Annotated in this window: 16 protein-coding genes; 13 read left to right on the top strand and 3 right to left on the bottom strand. The window is 55.4% G+C overall.

What is annotated here, in order from left to right; genetic code table 11:
- Nucleotides 1–188 precede the first annotated feature (188 nt).
- Together FJ695_RS23520 and FJ695_RS23515 are read right to left on the bottom strand one after the other, a co-directional pair.
- Nucleotides 189–1,298 (bottom strand): TauD/TfdA family dioxygenase, encoded by a 1,110-nt coding sequence (locus FJ695_RS23520; RefSeq protein ID WP_141187708.1) that lies wholly within the window; start codon nucleotides 1,296–1,298, stop codon nucleotides 189–191.
- Nucleotides 1,299–1,560: 262 nt separating this feature from the next.
- Entirely contained in the window at nucleotides 1,561–2,124 is a 564-nt protein-coding gene (locus tag FJ695_RS23515; protein WP_141187707.1) for an HdeD family acid-resistance protein, read from the bottom strand.
- Between the two features lie 129 nt (nucleotides 2,125–2,253).
- Between FJ695_RS23515 and FJ695_RS23510 the strand changes: the two genes are divergently transcribed.
- From FJ695_RS23510 to FJ695_RS23475, 8 genes are all read left to right on the top strand, one after another.
- A complete protein-coding gene (locus tag FJ695_RS23510; protein WP_141187706.1) occupies nucleotides 2,254–2,673 on the top strand; it encodes a MarR family winged helix-turn-helix transcriptional regulator in 420 nt (139 codons plus the stop codon).
- A gap of 93 nt (nucleotides 2,674–2,766) precedes the next feature.
- Nucleotides 2,767–4,029 (top strand): beta-ketoacyl-ACP synthase II, encoded by a 1,263-nt coding sequence (gene fabF / locus FJ695_RS23505; RefSeq protein ID WP_141187705.1) that lies wholly within the window; start codon nucleotides 2,767–2,769, stop codon nucleotides 4,027–4,029.
- A gap of 155 nt (nucleotides 4,030–4,184) precedes the next feature.
- Nucleotides 4,185–4,757, top strand: a complete 573-nt coding sequence (locus tag FJ695_RS23500; RefSeq protein ID WP_141187704.1) for a rhodanese-like domain-containing protein — start codon at nucleotides 4,185–4,187, stop codon at nucleotides 4,755–4,757.
- 183 nt (nucleotides 4,758–4,940) lie between these two features.
- Entirely contained in the window at nucleotides 4,941–5,498 is a 558-nt protein-coding gene (locus FJ695_RS23495) for a helix-turn-helix domain-containing protein (RefSeq protein WP_141187703.1), read from the top strand.
- Nucleotides 5,495–6,082 carry a GNAT family N-acetyltransferase gene (locus tag FJ695_RS23490; protein WP_141187702.1) on the top strand — a complete coding sequence of 196 codons (588 nt, stop codon included), beginning with the start codon at nucleotides 5,495–5,497 and terminating at the stop codon, nucleotides 6,080–6,082. Before FJ695_RS23495 ends, FJ695_RS23490 begins: the two co-directional genes overlap by 4 nt.
- An 80-nt stretch (nucleotides 6,083–6,162) precedes the next feature.
- The gene (locus FJ695_RS23485; RefSeq protein WP_141187701.1) at nucleotides 6,163–6,891 is read left to right on the top strand and encodes a hypothetical protein; all 729 of its coding nucleotides are present in this window, start codon (nucleotides 6,163–6,165) and stop codon (nucleotides 6,889–6,891) included.
- A 290-nt stretch (nucleotides 6,892–7,181) separates the two neighbouring features.
- Complete coding sequence (locus FJ695_RS23480; protein ID WP_141187700.1) at nucleotides 7,182–9,290, top strand: hypothetical protein; 2,109 nt, start codon at nucleotides 7,182–7,184, stop codon at nucleotides 9,288–9,290.
- Nucleotides 9,291–9,376: 86 nt separating this feature from the next.
- Nucleotides 9,377–9,607: a hypothetical protein gene (locus FJ695_RS23475; protein ID WP_141187699.1), complete on the top strand. Its 231-nt coding sequence runs from the start codon at nucleotides 9,377–9,379 to the stop codon at nucleotides 9,605–9,607.
- Between the two features lie 403 nt (nucleotides 9,608–10,010).
- Here FJ695_RS23475 and FJ695_RS23470 read toward each other — a convergent pair whose 3' ends face one another.
- A complete protein-coding gene (locus FJ695_RS23470) occupies nucleotides 10,011–11,822 on the bottom strand; it encodes an ATP-binding cassette domain-containing protein (RefSeq protein WP_141187698.1) in 1,812 nt (603 codons plus the stop codon).
- Between the two features lie 245 nt (nucleotides 11,823–12,067).
- On the opposite strand from FJ695_RS23470, the gene FJ695_RS23465 reads away from it, so the two are divergent.
- From FJ695_RS23465 to FJ695_RS23445, 5 genes are all read left to right on the top strand, one after another.
- Nucleotides 12,068–12,547, top strand: coding sequence for a BA14K family protein (locus FJ695_RS23465; protein ID WP_209010793.1), 480 nt, complete (start codon nucleotides 12,068–12,070; stop codon nucleotides 12,545–12,547).
- Nucleotides 12,548–12,763: 216 nt separating this feature from the next.
- The gene (locus FJ695_RS23460) at nucleotides 12,764–14,350 is read left to right on the top strand and encodes a peptide ABC transporter substrate-binding protein (RefSeq protein WP_141187697.1); all 1,587 of its coding nucleotides are present in this window, start codon (nucleotides 12,764–12,766) and stop codon (nucleotides 14,348–14,350) included.
- A gap of 92 nt (nucleotides 14,351–14,442) precedes the next feature.
- On the top strand, nucleotides 14,443–15,366 hold the full coding sequence (gene oppB / locus FJ695_RS23455) for an oligopeptide ABC transporter permease OppB (protein ID WP_141187696.1): 924 nt from the start codon (nucleotides 14,443–14,445) through the stop codon (nucleotides 15,364–15,366).
- A 14-nt stretch (nucleotides 15,367–15,380) separates the two neighbouring features.
- Nucleotides 15,381–16,508, top strand: a complete 1,128-nt coding sequence (locus FJ695_RS23450) for an ABC transporter permease subunit (protein ID WP_141187695.1) — start codon at nucleotides 15,381–15,383, stop codon at nucleotides 16,506–16,508.
- Nucleotides 16,509–16,520: 12 nt separating this feature from the next.
- A complete protein-coding gene (locus tag FJ695_RS23445; RefSeq protein WP_141187694.1) occupies nucleotides 16,521–18,146 on the top strand; it encodes an ABC transporter ATP-binding protein in 1,626 nt (541 codons plus the stop codon).
- The last annotated feature ends 17 nt before the right edge of the window (nucleotides 18,147–18,163 follow it).

Genomic DNA, 18,163 nt, shown 5'->3' with positions numbered 1-18,163 from the left:
CGTCCCGGCTAGAAGGCCAGGACGGCAGAGTGTTTTAAGGCTCTCCACCTCCGTCATCCCATGGCTTGACCATGGGATCCATTCCGCTTCGTCTCCGTTTGCACAGATGTGCGCCGACGAAACGTCACGACGTGGATTGCCGGATCAAGTCCGGCAATGACGGTTGTGGTTGTTGCAAAGTCTGAGTGCTACCTGCTCAAGACCCGGATCTTGCTGTCGAATTCACCCCGGTCGACGTAGCAGCCGCGAAGGTGGCGGTAGCCGGTGTTGGGGTCAAAGGCCGCGCGGCCGTGCAGAACACGGCGATTGTCGAAGATCACCATTTCGCCGCCTTCCAGGCGGGTTGTGATGACATAGTCGTCCGACCGGGTCATCGCCATGATCTTCCGGTAAGCCCGGTAATAGGCCTCCATTTTCTCCGCTGGTAGGTCAAAGACACCGGCCAGGTGCGCATTGAAATGCAGTTCCTGCAGATTGCCGAAGGCATCCAGATCAATCACCGTTTGATGGCGGCGGATGTCGTAGTTGTCGTCGTGAAAACGGAACGGCACCGGTGTCTGGGACAGAAGGTCGAAGGCCTCAGGATCGTTCTGGCGCAGATCCTCGGCAATGGCAAAACCGTCGCAAAAAGTTGAACCGCCGCCTTCTGCATCATTTGCCAGGCAATGCAGGAACTGAAACCCCGGGGGCAATTCCTGGTTTGCCAGATCAGTGTGCAGCGGCAGCGCATGAGAGGTATAGGCAAGGTTGTTCGGGTTCGGCATCGACCGGACTTCGAAAGTCACGCCGAAATTCGTCTCGCGCAGGAAACCGATCCGCTTGGCGGCTGTCATACCGGCATCCCGGTCATCCGCCATGCCATCAACAATTGCGAGACCGGTTTTTTTGGTGGCAATCAGAAAATCTAAAAGAGCGCCGTCATCGTTCATGAGTTTTGAAGCGCTGATCCGCGGCAGGGTCGAGGGCGCACAATCGCCGCGCCACAAAGTCGGCGGGACATTGGCTGGGTCGCTCAAGCCGCTTCCCGGTAGGTGCGCCTTCAACCAATCTGGATCGAACCGGCTTTGATGGTCTTCCTGATCCCATTTGATCAGAATAGCTTCACCGTCTACTTCAGCTTTCTCGATGCCAAGATTGGTCGGTATGCTGGTCAGATCAAACTGGCGCTCGTGGGTTTGGGGATGAAAGCCGCTCGGGCAATTGTCCCGCAGCCAAAGGTAAGGAAAGTCCGCGCTGGTGCCGTCCGCCCAGGCAACATGAAGCACGCGGGTTTCGCCGCGCAAATTTACAGATGTCATAAGTGTCGTCCGTTGACGTATTTCTTGAAGTTTGCCTTGCGCATTGACGCGCAAACGTCATCGGCTGGCGGGAGGCGGCCACCACCAGTGGGCTTTGTTATGAGGTTGTCCGGGCATGCGCCCAAGAACAGCAATCATGCTTTGAAGCCGGTTGACAGGCATCGCCTGTGAGTTTCACGAACCGGCAAACTACATGAAACCATGTCCCGGCAAAAGGGATCTTGCCGGGTGTAGTCAGATAATTGCTATCTAAAATACCGCTTCAGGACTTAATAGCGCGGGCGGCCAGGGCGATTGCGATGTAACTCCAGCCGTTGACCAGGACCGAAATGCCGGCGATCAAACCAAGTGCCCAGGCAGCTGAGCCTGGAAGATCCATCCAGATCATGATACCGGCAGCGAGCGAGACAACTCCGGCTATCAGCACCCAGACCCAGCCTTCATGCGGGCGCAGCTTGAAGGCCAGCAGGATCTGGCTGACACCTTGAGCCGCAAAGATCGCCGCAATCACCAGGGTCAGGGCGAAAGTGCCGGCTAGCGGATTTACATAAATCACGATCCCGCCAATGACAGCGATGACGCCGGTGATTAGATCCCACAAAAACGCCGCTGTGCCTTGAGTTTTGAAGGCGTGATAGATCTGCACCAAACCGCCAACGAACAGGACGGCGGCAATCAGGATCGTCACCGCAATCGAGGTCGCCAGCGGTGCGGCAATCAGAATGATTCCACCAAGCACCAATGCGATGCCGAGGGCCAGAAACCAGCCCCAGTTCTCCTGGATTTTGGTTTTCATATCTTCCATAGTCTGAACAGCGTCGGCCATCGTGCCCTCCTAAAAGCATGACTGTCATTCTTGACGATACCGGTTTGGAGGAAATACGCAACGCATTGATGACATTGGTTCTTGAGCGGGCTTCTTGACAATAAGTGTGTAAATGCACATTACAGGGTCATGGCTGAAGATGATTTTTCCCTTTGTGTTTTAACCAATGCCCGCAAAGCCGCGCGCTCTGTCAGCCGGTATTATGATCAGATGGCGCGTCAGACCGGATTCACGTCCGGCCAGTTTTCGGTGCTGGTCACAGTACGCGAGCACGATGGATTGACCACGGCAGAACTGGCCGAACGGTTGTCTATGGAGCGAACCACTCTGGTTCGCAATGTTGCGCTTTTGGAAAAAAAGGGCCTTCTCCTCAGCCGTTCTGCGGAAGATGCAAGAGGCAAGGCGTTTACCATCACCGGGCAAGGCAATGCCATGGTCGAAAGCGCGCTGCCGTTGTGGCGGGAGGCCCAGGGGCATGTGCGAGAGCTGTTAGGTGAGGAAGATTTTTTGACAGCTGTCCGCCTGCTGAAGCGCTTATCGCAGGTCTAAGGCTGGAAACATCAAGGTTGCGGGGCGTGTCGGGGCAAACATTCGAACTGAAATGTGTAGTTACACAACAACTGAAAGGTGCGAGGTGAGATTATGAGACGAGTGGTCGTGACGGGGATTGGCGTGGTGTCTCCGATTGGAACCGGCGTAGATGCATTTTGGAGCCGGGTTGTCGAAGGGGCCAACGGCATCCGGCGCATTACGAAATTCGATGCCAGTGATCTTGCCTGCCAGATTGCCGGCGAAGTGCCGACAATTGAAGAGGACGCGCTTGGTTTTGATGTCAATGCCGCGCTCGATGCCCGCGAACAACGGCGGACCGACCGGTTTATTCACTTTGCCTTGGCTGCAGCCGGTGAAGCTTTGACTCAGGCCGGTTGGTCGCCTGAAACCGATGAAGAAAAGAACCGGACCGGAACGATCATCGGAACCGGTGTTGGCGGCTTTCCGGCGATGACCGCTGGAACCCGCCTTGTCGATGAGAAAGGTCCGCGCCGGGCGTCACCGTTTTTGGTGCCGTCGTTCCTCGCCAATCTGGCCGCCGGCCAAGTGTCGATCCGTCATGGGCTCAAAGGACCTATCGGCGCGCCAGTGACTGCCTGTGCTGCCAGCTTGCAAGCGCTCGGGGATGCGGCCCGCATCATCCGAAGCGGTGAAGCCGACGTCATGGTCGCCGGCGGCACGGAAGCCTGTATTGATCGTGTGTCTTATGCCGGTTTCTGCGCAGCCAAGGCGATGTCGTCCAAACGCAACGAGGATCCAGCCAATGCATCCCGGCCGTTCGACCAGGACCGTGACGGGTTCATCATGGGCGAAGGCGCGGGTATTCTCATTCTGGAGGACTATGAGCACGCCATTGCGCGCGGTGCCACTATCCTCGTGGAGCTTAAGGGGTATGGCACATCGGCCGATGCGCATCACGTCACCGCGTCTCCTGCTGATGGTGAAGGCGGATTGCGGGCAATGAAACAGGCGCTTGCGACTGCAAATCTGACACCGGCCGACATTGGTTATGTCAATGCGCATTCCACCTCGACCCCTGTCGGGGATGCTGCGGAGGTCGCTTCACTGAACACATTGTTTGAGGGACGTGGCAAGGACCTCGCCGTGTCTTCCTCAAAATCCATGTTCGGTCATTTGCTGGGGGCAGCTGGCGCCGTCGAAGCCATTGCCTGTGTCAAGGCGCTGACCACCGGCCAGTTGCCGCCGTCGCGCAATCTGGTCAATCCGGATGAGGCTATGACCAAGTTCGAGTTGGTGCCGGACAAAGCGATCGACCGCCAGGTTGATCATGTTTTGACCAATGGTTTCGGGTTCGGCGGTGTCAACGCCAGTGCGGTTTTCTCGCGGGTCTGAGGCCAAACATAACAACAGGGCATCCCGGCGGATCATCGCGGGCGCCGGGATGCTCTTCTGATATTTGTAACTTCACTGCTTGCCTCCCAAGAAAAAATATTCAAAAATATGAATATGTATATTTATCTCCACGAGATGGAGTTGGGAGGATATCAATGCGCAGTCAACTTCTTGGACTAACTGCCGCGGTTTTATTGCTGCCGTTCACCGGCGCCGCAGTGAACGCGGAAGGGGAACTTAAAATCTCCGGCGACAATACGGTGGTGACCATCCAGACAGAGGATGGCGCGGTCGACATCACGCGAACCAAAACCGACGCAGCGCTGATTGGCGGCGTGTTGCAGCCAATGGTGCCGGTTCCCGGTGTCACACCCGTCGGTGAACTGGAAGTCATTGACGCCTTGAAGACCGGCAGTGCCAAGGTCGTCGATATGCGCACGTTGGAATGGCGCACGCAGGCGACCATTCCGGGCAGCATGCATATTCCTTATACCGAAGTGGCCATGCGGCTCGACGAATTTGGCTGCAGCGGCGGGCAGGGCAGCTGGGACTGTTCAAAGGCTGAGAATGTAATTGCCTTTTGCAACGGTCCAGCCTGTCCGCAAAGCCCGGTCGCGATCAAGGCAATGGCGCGGGAAGGCTATCCGGTCGATAAAATCTTCTACTACCGGGGCGGCATGCAGGACTGGATGGTTATGGGTCTGACCACAGCCGAGGATATGTTTTAACATCCGCAAAGAGAAACTGTTCCCGTCCCGGCCTTGAGCCGGGACCGGAAAAGACTTGGCCTCTGCACAAGGCCGGGGCGGTACCTCCAACAGATATTCATTGGGCGCCACAGCAATTCATTTTCAACTATGCAAAACGTCGATTCTCATATATGAGAAAAATCTCAAATATGAGGAGTGCTTGTGGCCGACACACAGGAAAATCTTGCCAGAAGGCTGAGCAACTTGCGCAAAGCGCGCGATTGGTCGCTCGAAGACCTGGCGGAAAAATCAGACATTAGCCGGGCGACCCTGTCCCGGATCGAGCGCGGCGATACCAGCCCGACCGCTGTGGCGCTGGGGCACTTGGCCAAAGCTTTTGGTCTATCCATGGCGGAGTTATTCGGGTTTGGGCCTGCGTCCCACGATGCCAAAGTAGGGCTTCATGATCAGATAGTCTGGCAGGATCCGGAAACAGGATTTTTAAGGCGCAGCGTGTCACCTGCCGTCTCTGGATTTCGCGGCAGTGTTATCGAGGGAACTCTGCCGGCCGGCGCCATCATCTCCTATTCCGTGCCACCGTTGCCTGATTTGGAACATCACCTGGTGCTGTTGGAGGGAAACCTCTGCGTAACCCTCGGCGAAAAGCGTCATGATCTTCAAGCCGGAGATTGTCTGCGGTTTCGTCTGAATTCTCCAAATTCTTACCATGCGCCTGGACCGGATTCCGCGCGTTATCTTTTGACGGTGATCACCCCATGACTGTTTTTGACGTTTCTTCTAGGACGCCAGCTGCATCATCCTTTGTTCCCGAGCGGCCGGTTCATTTGCTCTCGGCTGAAGAGGCCGACGCCGCTGTCCCGGACTTGGCTAAGCTTTTGAAAGATTGCGTTGAGGACGGTGCCGGGATTGGCTTTGTCCTGCCACTGACGCTGGAAAAGGCCGAAGCTTTCTGGCGGGAACGTGCTGCAGATGTTGCCGGTGGGACCGCGTTTATGTTGGTTGCCAAGGATGGCGCCGAAATTGCTGGCGTGGTCATGCTGTGCCTTGCCCCCCAGGACAACGGCCGGCATCGGGCGGACGTTGCCAAACTCATGGTACACCCGGATCACCGGCGCAAAGGCCTTGCCCGCAAGTTAATGACGGCCATCGATGGGTTGGCTTTATCACTCGGCCGCTGGTTGCTGGTTCTTGATACTGTCACGGGGGATCGGGCCGAAAAGCTTTATCCCACATGCGGCTACATAAAAGTCGGCGTCATTCCGGACTATGCCTATGGCAGTCACGAAGGGTTCGACGACACAACTGTGTTTTACAAAGATCTCCGGGAAATTATTCCAAAATAGTCTTTTGATAAACAAGATGTGTGTCTTCTAGTAGGGCCTTGCATTTGGTGTAAGATCATCAAGGGTCCGAGGAGGGGCATGTGATACGTGCAGCCGCAGCGGCGGTCGCTATTTTGGCGCTAACCAACACCGAAACGATCGCTGGCGTATGTCCATTGGAAAATACGTGGCGGGTGAGCATTGCGGATCTTCCAGGCCTTGCCGATATTGGCGGTAAAGGCGGTCTGGTCCGGTTCATAGAAAACGTTGCCGAGTTCGCTGACGTTGACGTTGTTAACGATGTCGTCCCGTTTGCACGTTCCATGATCAATGTGGAGAGCGGGCGGGCAGATATGCATATCCCACTGCTCCACGACAGCAATACGCCATTCGTCAATGCAAAGCTGATGTATTCCGATGCCGTCCTGTTCAACGTGCCCTTTCAGTTCTACGTGGCGGCCGGGTCGGCTTTGACACTTGCGCAATTGACGGATGGGACGAGAACAATCGAAACGGACAGCGCGCACATAGACTTCTTTCCGTTTCCTGTGGACGGCAGCAGCTGCATTGAATGCTCGTTGAACAAAGTGCGCCTTGGACGGATCGACGCATTTATCTATGCAGAGCCACCCACGGATGAAGCCATTGTTCTCGCTGGTCTTGAAGATGCGTTTGAACGGCACTTATACGAAAACTATCCTGTCCGTGCCGTTCTGCCGCGCAATGCCTGCGGCCGCTCCATCAATCAAAAGCTTCTTCCCGCGGTCGTCAAAGCCCGCAAACAATCCGGCCATCCGCTGTTCCGCCTGTCTCAGGGCCGTGCGGATTAGATTGTCCGCTAGGATCTGCCTCCGGTTGAATTTGCCGTTCCGTAGTTGGCCGAAAAACCAATATGTTCTGACTTAAACTTGTTAGGCATGCGGGCGACGCGGCATCTGAAATCTTGGGAATGGCAGTACCTGTGTGGCGCATAAGACCCCGGAAGCACAAGTTCCTCCAGGGTCACATGGTCGAACATGTTTCCGTTTGGCGGCCGAGCGAGCAATGCAGTTGATTGTTGTTTTGCGAAAATACAATTAAAGGTGGATTTTGTAAGTTTCGCTGAAAGTGAGATGGTGAAGTGGCGGGCGGATTGGCAGGTGGGGATTTCGACCACGAGGTATTGGAGACGTGGCTGAAAACCCAGCCGCGTGGTGTTTCCATAGCAATCGCCGTACGCGCCGCGATGCGCGTCCTGCCGCTTTTGTCCAGCGCGTTAAAGAAACAGCCAAAAGAACGGGCAATAACCATTCTCTTGCCGGTGTTACGGGCACTTGCTGCATCACGGGCTGTGGCCATGTATCCAGCCAAAAGTCCAAACCCTACCGACGCCGCCATCGCTGCCTGTGCCCCGGACGTAATTGCTGACGCCGCCGCTCTTGCCGCGTACTACGCCGCAGTCACAACCAGCAAGACTGCCACCGACGATGCCGCTGCCACTGCTGCTTTCACAGCGGCAAGAGTGACAGCCGCCGTCTCCGCTTTCAACGCCTCAGCTGCTGCCGCTGCAGCCCAAGCCGCTTTGCACCATGACTGGCGATTTATCTCAGATGGAAACAGAGCGACCTATTTGATGCGCCGAACTCTTTGGCCGGAGGCTGATATTCCAGAGTTCTTTGAAGACCACCGGAAGCGCCTAAACGATACGCTGCTGGCACTTAGCCCAAACTGGTGTGTCTGGACGGAGTGGTACGAAGACCGGCTTTTTGGCCGCCAGGAAAACGAAGAGTTGGAAATTAGCCGTGTGCTGTTGCCGGAGAAGCTGTGGGCATTGGGACCAAAGGCGATCAATCCGGTAATTTATGAGCTGATAGAGGATCATTCGTCGGGGTCTTTGGAGCAAGATCGGGAGAAATGGCCGGACGAGTTCACGCCCCAACCACCTGCTCTTATGATGAATGTCGACAAGCGGATTATTAGATTTTCAGAGAAGGTGATCTACGCGCTTGCCGCCCGAACTGCATTGCGGATGCTGCCCTATATCCAATCAATTTTAAGCGATTCTGAGGACGATAGCTTAGGCTGCGATTTGCTGCATGTATTGCGCGGCGTGTCGCTCACTTTCGCACTAGCCGTCGCACCTGAGCGCAGTGCGGATCTGCCGGTTCCCAAAATCGTCGAGAACTTAGAAAAGGCCACGAAACGGCTAATTGAGAATAGAGCGGAAGGTACGACGAGAAATGCCATCGCGGCCCTTTGCACTGCTGCCTCATGTAGCTTTCCCCGGTCTAGAGAAACGATGATTCAAAGGGCTGCGGAAGCGTTGCAACTTGCCGCAACAACTTCGGATCACTCCGCTGACGAGATTGAGCGGGACTTAGCTAGCGGCGCTGAAGGGCGGACAGTTAATAACTTGGCTTGCCGGCCTCTTTGGCATCAATCACAAATACCGCGAGTTTCCGACCTATCTTGGAAAGATACAATGAAATTGCTCGATGCCAGGAATGAAGACTGGCAGGTCTGGACGGACTGGTATGACGAACGGCTCTTAGGAACGGAGCCAAATTCCAGCTTGGAATTTGCCCGGATTTCGTTACCTGAGCAGCTGTGGGAACAGGGGCCTGCTGTTGTGAACCCGGCCATTTGCCAGCTGCTAGAAGGGTTCGATCCTTATGCTGGCGAAAATCCCATTGGCGCCGTCGGCATAGACGCTCTGGAGATACCAGATCAGAAAGACGCGCCCGCACAATTTGCAGAAGCTGACGATAAAATCAGCCCGATCGTCAAGGGGCCGTCTGATGGCGAGGCAACCGGTTCAAGTCTGAAGGATTTCCATTCTGGCTTGCTAAGGCGGGCGCTTGCTTTGAAAGAAACGGTTGGTAACAACCATCCGCATTTGGTTGAGCTTATTTCAGATTACTCAGAGGCTTTGGGCGCACAGATTGAGGACACGAAAGTCGTGTTTTTGGGGATGGCGGGGAATGATCTCGCAGAGTTGCATAAGGAATATGACAGCGAAGATCCGGATAGCGCATATCTCTTGCCAGAACCGAAAGCCCGGCTGAATTCTCTTGTCAGTCTTCATCTCCTTTTCATTCGCCAGTTTGAGGAATGGCGCCGTTTGATGATCATGGATTTGGAAAACGGCGTACCGGAGGACAAGGCGGAAGTTATTTATGAAGCGCTGAAAATAGCGGCAGAACAGACAGAAAAAATCCTGAAGCATTTGCAGAGGAAACACCTCATTTAATCAAGGGAGTGCAGACGCTTTTTGCAACTCCTGGAAAAGCAACACGAACAGGACTGTTCTGGGCTTTACGAACTTTGGCAAATTTGTTGAGCAAGGTCACCATCAAGATCCTCTCTGCCATTGAGAGATTTGGAGATGATGTGTTTGAGCAGGTGTCGAAGAAAGGAGCCGTAGCTGCTGCCACGGCTTTGCTCATCGGCGTCGGGAGTTATCTGACTACATCTTTCGGTGTGCTACCGGCCGAATGGGCCTGGTTGAAACCAGCTATTGAGTTTATTTCCCAGAAGTATCCTGAGGTGGCAAAGGCGCTGAAATAACCTGGTGCTGCATCCCTTTTTTCCATTGTCCCTCTTAGAGCAACGGGTTCACTCCATGACTGAGCTCAAGTGCACGATCGATAGAATGGCGGGGAAGCGGCATGGATCCCGCATCAAGTGCGGGATGACGTCTTTCGCGGGTTAGCCTTGCCCCAGTTGCAGCGGTCGTCCCCGACTTGATCGGGGATCCAATCCACTTTGCAGCGGCGGCCAGAGGCGTGTTGTTGACCACTCTGTTGGCCAGCGTCCGCTCTGCCCATCATAGACAATACGGGAACCAATAGATCTCCGCTCGGGGGCGGGGATGATTTTGTGAGTTGGGACGACCCTGCGCTAGGGCATCGGACGTACTAAAATCAAAAAGCAAAATCGATTGCTTTTCGCCGGCAATTCGAGATTGTTCTCACCCCTCGTTCAGCATCTCCAGCTCCAGCCACTGCTCTTCCATAGAATCCTTTTTCTCAGAAAGGTCAGTGATTTGCGCTGATAACTTGGCAAATTTGTCAGGGTTCTTCGCATAAAGCTCCGGGTCGTTCATATCGGCCTGAAGTTTCTCAAGCTGTGCTTCAAGCTTCTCGATATCTTCAGGCAGTGATTTAAGAAGGTGCTGCTGGGTGAAGCTGAGTTTGGATTTTTTCTTCGGCTTATCGGCAGAAGTATTTGAATTGGTGGTCTTTTCTTTCTTCGCGGGCGCGGCTTTTTCGACCTTGCGGGCGGTCACGCCTTCGCCGCGCTGGGCGAGCATATCGGTGTAGCCACCAGCATATTCACGCCACAGGCCGCTGCCTTCCGAGACGATCACCGACGTTGCCACCCGGTCGAGAAAGTCACGGTCGTGGGAGACGATCAGCGCCGTGCCCTTGTAGTCCGCAAGCAACTCTTGCAGGAGGTCCAGAGTTTCCAGATCGAGGTCGTTGGTCGGCTCGTCGAGCACCATCAGGTTGGATTTTGAGGCCAGCGCGCGGGCGAGCAGGGCGCGGGCGCGTTCGCCGCCGGACAGTACACCGACCGGCGTGCGGGCCTGTTCGGGGGAAAACAAAAAGTCTTTCATGTAGGACATGACATGTTTGGTTTCCTCGCCGATGACCACCATGTCGCCGCGCCCGCCGGTCAGGACCGAAGACAGGCTGTCCTCTGGATTGAGGTTTTCCCGCTTCTGGTCGAGCGTCACCATCTCCAGATTGGTGCCAAGGCGAATGGAGCCGGTGTCGGGCGACAGGTCGCCAGTGAGCATCTTCAAAAGCGTGGTCTTGCCCGCACCATTGGGGCCGACAAGGCCGATGCGGTCACCGCGCTGGATGCGGGTCGAGAACTCCTTGACGATGGCCCGGTCGCCATAGGTCTTGGTGACGCCTTTGGCTTCGATCACCAGTTTGCCGGAGGCTTCGCCCTCCGCGGCGGTCAGCTTGGCGGTGCCTTGCGGTCCGCGGTGCTCCCGCTTTTGTTTCCTCAAGTCCGCCAGCTCGCGCACCCGGCGCATGTTGCGCTTGCGCCGCGCGGTGACCCCATAGGTCATCCAGTGCTCTTCGCGCTTGATCTTCATCGCCAGCTTCTGCTGGTCGATTTCTTCCTGCTCAAAGACTTCGTCGCGCCAGGCTTCAAAATGCGCAAACCCCTTGTCGAGGCGGCGCGAGATGCCCCGGTCGATCCAGACGGTGGCTCGGGACAAGTTTTCCAGAAAGCGACGGTCGTGGGAAATCAAAACGATGGCGGATTTGAGGCTCTTCAGCTCCTCTTCCAGCCACTCGATTGCCGGAAGATCCAGGTGGTTGGTCGGCTCGTCGAGCAAGAGAATGTCGGGTTCGGGGGCAAGCGTGCGGGCAAGGGCCGCGCGCCGGGCTTCGCCGCCGGACAGCGCTTTGGGATCTTCCTTGCCGGTCAAGCCAAGGACTTCCAGAAGATAAGCGCCGCGGTAGGGATCATCACCGTCGGTCAGGCCCTCGTTGACGTAGTCCAGCGTCGACCCATAGGCGGACAGATCCGGCTCTTGCGGCAGGTAGCGGATGGTCCGGCCCGGCTGAAAGAAACGTTCCCCGTTGTCCATCTCCACCATGCCGGCGGCGATCTTCAAAAGCGTCGACTTGCCGGACCCGTTGCGGCCGACGAGGCACAGGCGTTCGCCCTCGGAAACAGAAAGTTCCGCGCCGGTCAAAAGCGGCGTGCCGCCGAAGGTTAGTTGAACATCGCGAAGGGTCAGAAGCGGGGGAGGGGCCATATGCGTCCGGTCTGGTAATGATGGGTTTGGCGCCGGGTTTTACGGGGCACGGCGGAGTGTGGCAAGCGCAGGTAAAGCTGGCAGTGCAGTTTTGATCGTAGGAGCCGCGATTTTTCAGACAAAACCTTGTATAGTAAAAACTGAAGGCAGGGGCAGACCAATTGGCAAACCATGGAGGCGTCAAAGTGACTGGTCGAGCCTATCGGAATTTTTCTCAAAACCTTAATGCGCTGGTGTGCAGACACTTGGCCAGACTAGCCAGTGCCGGCAGATACACAGCTGCGGCCTTAAGTTTTCTAGGGATTGTGGCTGGTGCTGGAACATTATCCCTTCCAAGTTCAGCGCAGGCGGATTCGTTCTATGTCGGGACCGGCGGTATCGGGTTTTCCTTCGGCGGGCATGGTTACCGCGGTAGCTTCTTCTATGGCGGACGCGGGTTTTACGGCCCGCCGTATCGGCCTTATGGTTATCCCTACTACTACCATCCCTATGACGGCCGGGCTTATCCGTACCGGTCACGGGTCTACGTCAACCCGCCTCTGCGGCTCGCCCCACGCTATGCGCCGGCCTATAGAGGAGCTCCGCAACGGGTGCCGCACACCAAAACCGGGTTGAGGCCGTTTACACCTGCTTATACCGCCTATTGCTCGCGAAAATACAAATCGTTTGACCCGCATACAGGCACCTATTTGGCCTATAGCGGCAAATACCGCTTTTGCCGTTGAACTGGAATAATTCCGCTCCGACTGGGTGTGTTTTATTTAGTTTGCCGGGTAGGTGGTGAGAATTTGTTCCTTATTGTGCGGGTTCGGCGCAAAAATCTTGCCTAATTTGCCAATGGCACGAAATGTGTAGTGGGTGGATCTTGAATGCACGTTATGGGCGTGGAATGAATATCGTTATCGTTTCTTAAATCGAAAAAATCCAAAGGGGAGAACGATATGATTAAGTCCTTGCGCACGACTGCGCTTGCTGCTGCGCTGATGGCGGCAACATCACTGACCGCTATGGCCGAAGTGGTCTACCACCGTGGCAACACCGCCGATCCTGAAACGCTCGACCAGCACAAAACCTCCACCGTCTATGAAGCGCATATCCTGCGCGATCTTTATGAAGGCCTCGTGGCATACAGCTCTGCTGGCAAGATCATTCCAGGGGTTGCCACTGATTGGTCTCTGTCTAACGACGGCACGGTCTATACCTTCAACCTTCGTGACAATGCCAAATGGTCAAATGGCGATCCGGTGACTGCCGGCGATTTCGTTTATTCGCTGCAGCGGATCATGACACCGGATACAGGCGCAAAGTACGCCAATATTCTGTATCCGATTAAAAATGCTGAAGCTGTCAACAAAGGTGACAAAAAACCGGAAGAGCTCGGCGTCAAAGCGGTCAACGACACCACGCTAGAGATCACCCTAGAAGAGCCGACCCCTTATTTCGTCGATTTGCTGGCTCACCAGACCGGCCTGCCGGTGCATCCTGCAACGGTCGATGCCCATGGGACAGATTTTGTTAAACCAGAAAACTTTGTTTCCAACGGTGCCTACACCCTGGTTGAGTTCATTCCGAACGCTCATGTGAAGGCAACTAAAAACGCGCATTTCCACGATGCAGGAAATGTGAATATCGACACGGTCTTCTACTATCCGACCGAGGACCGCGGTGCGGCTTTGCGCCGGTTCCAGGCCGGTGAGTTGCATACCAATGACGATGCGCCGACCGAGCAGGTTGCCTTCATGCGTGAAGAATTGGGTGACAAGTTCCGCGTCGCCCCGTACCTCGGCACGTATTATTACGCGCTGAACCATGAGGATGAGGCGCTGAACAATCCGGATGTCCGCCGGGCGCTGTCAATGTCGATCGACCGTGAATTTCTTGCCGAAGAAATTTGGGGTGGTGTTATGGTCGCCGGGTATTCCTTTGTACCGCCAGGGATCGGCAACTATGGCGAATCCGCCTATGCTGATTACAAGGACATGGATCAGATCGACCGCGAGGATAAAGCGCTCGAGCTCCTCGAAAACGCCGGTTTTGGTCCGGACAAGCCGCTGCAGCTGACCATCAACTACAACACATCGGAAAACCATAAGAACACGGCCGTTGCAATTGCCGACATGTGGAAGCCGCTTGGTGTTGAGATCTCCATGGTCAACACGGATACCAAGACCCACTATGCAATGCTGCGGGACCGTCAGGACTTCGATATCGCGCGTGCAGGCTGGATCGGTGACTACTCCGATCCGCAGAACTTCCTGTTCATGGTTGAAAGCGACAATACCGGTTTCAACTACGCGCGTTATGAAAACCCTGAATATGATGCGCTGATGGACAAGGCGGCTGCGACCGTCGATCTGGAAGTGCGAGCTGGTATCTTGCGGCAAGCGGAAGAAATGTTCATGCGCGATCTGCCGTTCGTCCCGCTAATGTACTACGGCTCCATGAACCTGGTCTCCGACAAGGTTTCTGGATTTGAGGACAACCTCCTCAATGTCCATCCGTCCCGCTGGATGAGTATTTCCCAGTAATCTTGTAAGATCGAAACCGGCAGAAATTTTCTGCCGGTTTTGCATAAGCCAACGGCATCGAAAGACCGTTGGAAAACGACAGGGACGATTTCATGCACCGCTATGTGCTCAGTCGGCTGCTCGGCGCAATTCCGACTTTGTTTTTGATTGTGACCATCTCCTTTTTTCTGATCCGGATCGCTCCGGGCGGACCGTTCGATCTGGAGCGGCCGCTGGAAGCCAAGGTGATGGAGAACCTCAACAAGATTTATCATCTCGATGAACCGCTCTGGGCCCAGTACCTGCTCTATTTGAAGAGCATTGCTCAGCTGGACTTTGGCCCGAGTTTCTATTTCCGGGATTTCACCATCAACGAGTTGTTTGCCCAGAGCCTGCCGATTTCCATCCAACTTGGTCTCAGCGCACTATGCCTTGCGCTGGTTGTTGGCGGAACTTTGGGTGTGATGGCGGCCCTGCGCCAAAACAAACCGGCGGATTACTCCATCATGGCGGCGGCGACCCTCGGTGTGACAATACCGAACTTCGTGGTCGCTCCAATCCTGACATTGATATTGGGTGTCTGGCTGGGCTGGCTGCCGGTGGGGGGGTGGAACGGCGGCGCCTTTGTGAATGTTATCTTGCCTGTGGTCACCTTGGCCTTGCCGCAAATCGCTGTGGTTGCCCGGTTGACTCGCGGTTCTATGATCGAAGCCCTCAGGTCCAACCATGTGCGCACCGCCCGAGCCTACGGTTTGACCAACTTCATGATCATCGTCGTTCATGCGCTGCGCGGAGCGATCCTGCCGGTGGTGTCTTATTTGGGCCCGGCAGCCGCGGCGCTTTTGACCGGGTCTGTGGTGATCGAGACGATCTTTGGTATCCCGGGCATTGGCCGGTACTTCGTGCAAGGGGCGCTAAACCGCGATTACACCCTGGTCATGGGCACCGTCGTGGTCGTTGCCTGTTTCGTTATTTTGTTCAACCTCGTCGTGGATCTGCTTTATGCGCTGCTTGATCCGCGTGTTCGCTACGATTGAGGAGGAACAGATCCATGACTCTCGCAGCCACTCCAATGACAAATGTGCCGGAAAGAGGACGCTCGCTCTGGGACGATGCTCGTGATCGTTTGCTCGCCAACCGCGCAGCAGTTGCTTCGATGATTGTGCTGGCGACAATCGCCATCATTTCCGTCTTCGGGCCGATGCTGTCACCGCATGACTTTGATACCGTTTACAGAGACTACGTGAAGGTTCCTGCGAGCCTCACCGCTTATCCGCGCGCAGAACAGGTGGAGCCGGCATTTTTGGCGGCCGCAAAACGCGCGCGTGTGACGGTGGAAAGTTTCCGGCGTGATGGGGATGCCGTGATCGCGTCAGTGACGTCCCGGCGGGCCATCAATCCCAAGTCGACCCGGTATTTTGACCGCAGCGATCTCTTCAAGAACGCTGAAATCTTGGACATGTCAGACGACAAGACGTCTGCAATGGTGCGCGCGGATGTCAACTATCTGCACTTCTATTTCGGCACTGACGCCAATGGCCGGGATATGATGACCCGAACCTTCATTGCAGGTCGTGTCTCTCTGACAATCGGACTGTTGGCAACGGTGGTTGCGATCTCAATCGGTGTCCTTTATGGCGCGACCTCTGGTTATCTCGGCGGACGGACCGATCAGATGATGATGCGTGTGGTGGATATCCTTTATTCGCTGCCCTTTATCTTCTTCGTCATCATGCTGGTGGTGTTTTTCGGCCGGAATTTTATTTTGATGTTCATCGCCGTCGGGGCTGTGGAATGGCTGGATATGGCCCGTATTGTCCGTGGACAGACGCTCACCATCAAGCGCCAGGAATATGTTCAGGCCGCCGAAGCCATGGGCGTTGGCGATGGCGGTATTGTCCGCCGGCATATCATTCCCAACACACTGGGCCCAGTGGTGGTCTATATGACTTTGCTTGTACCGAAAGTGATCCTTCTGGAAAGCTTTCTGTCGTTCCTGGGGCTCGGCATTCAAGAGCCGATGACCAGCTGGGGCGTTCTGATCTCAGAAGGGGCCCGCAACCTTCAAGGTGCAGCTTGGATGCTGATCTTCCCCTCTATTTTCCTGACATCGACGCTGTTTGCGCTGAATTTTATCGGCGACGGTTTGCGTGATGCTTTGGATCCGAAAGATCGTTAGGGGAGGATGACCATGACACAAGACACAAAAAATCCGGTCCTCGCCATCAAGGATCTGAAGGTAGATTTTGAGACCGCGACAGGAACCGTAAATGCGGTTCGCGGGGTCGACATCGATGTCAGCGCTGGAGAGACGGTTGCCATCGTCGGGGAAAGTGGCTCCGGCAAAAGCCAGACGCTGATGGCGGCCATGGGGCTGCTGGCATCTAACGGCCGGACTGAGGGGGAAGTCCGGTATCAGAACTCGAACATCCTTGGACTACCAGCATCTCAATTGAATAAGGTGCGCGGCAAGAAGATCACGATGATCTTCCAGGAACCGATGACTTCGCTTGATCCGCTTTACACCATCGGCCGTCAGCTCGCGGAACCGATGGTGGTTCATGGGAAGCTCAGCTGGAAACAGGCCAAAGCCAAGGCGTTGGAGCTGTTAAAACTCGTCAACATCCCGGAGCCAGAACGCAAGATAAAAGCTTACCCTTATGAGATGTCTGGAGGTCAGCGCCAGCGGGTGATGATTGCCATGGCACTTGCCAACGACCCGGATGTCTTGATCGCCGATGAACCAACCACCGCCTTGGATGTGACCACCCAGGCGCAGATCCTGGACCTTCTGGCTGATCTCCAAAAACGGCTTGGAATGGCGGTGATCTTCATCACGCATGACTTAGGCATTGTCCGGCGCATTGCTGATCGGGTCTATGTGATGAAAACCGGCGAGGTTGTGGAGAGTGGTGAGACAGCAAAGATCTTCACTCAACCGGAACATCCCTACACAAAAATGCTTTTGGATGCCGAGCCGACCGGTCACAAACCGCCGGTGCCTGATAGTGCACCGGTTCTTCTTGAAGCGCAGAAGGTGGATGTAGAGTTTGTCCTTGAGGCCGGCCTGTTCGGTCCGGCACACATCTTGCGCGCTGTTGATGACATCAGCTTTTCTCTGCGCCGCGGGCAGACGCTCGGAATTGTGGGGGAGAGCGGATCGGGCAAATCCACCCTTGGTCGTGCCATTTTGAACTTGCTTCCAGCAGGGGGACGTGTCGTCTTTCAGGGCGAAGTAATCTCCGGCAGAGACCGTTCGGCCATGCGGGCTTTGCGTAAGGACATGCAGCTGATCTTCCAGGATCCGTTCGGTTCTTTGAGCCCGCGCATGACGGTTGGCCAAGTGATCTCCGAGGGCCTTCTGGTCCATGAACCATCTTTGAGTGCCAAAGACCGGGATCTGCGGGCCTGTCAGGCGCTGGAAGAGGTGTCGCTGGATCCCGTAATGCGCAACCGTTACCCGCATGAGTTCTCTGGCGGACAGCGTCAGCGGATCGCAATTGCCCGCACGATGGTCTTGAAACCGCAGCTGGTTGTTTTGGACGAACCAACCTCCGCGCTTGACCGGACCATCCAGAAACAGGTGGTTGAACTCCTGCGCGGGTTACAGAAATCCCACGATCTGACCTATTTGTTCATCAGCCATGATCTGGCTGTTGTGCGGGCGCTGTCCGATACCGTGATGGTCATGCAACGTGGGCAAGTGGTGGAGGCAGGCAGTGTCGACGATATTTTCCAAGCACCGCAAAAGGCCTACACCAAAGAACTCATAGGCGCAGCGATGCTCACCCAGCAGCAGATGATGGAAACCGCTTGAACATTGAGACATGCAGT

This window comes from Labrenzia sp. PHM005, assembly GCF_006517275.1.
In the GTDB taxonomy this organism is placed as follows: domain Bacteria; phylum Pseudomonadota; class Alphaproteobacteria; order Rhizobiales; family Stappiaceae; genus Roseibium.
This window is presented reverse-complemented; position numbering and strand designations above follow the sequence as displayed.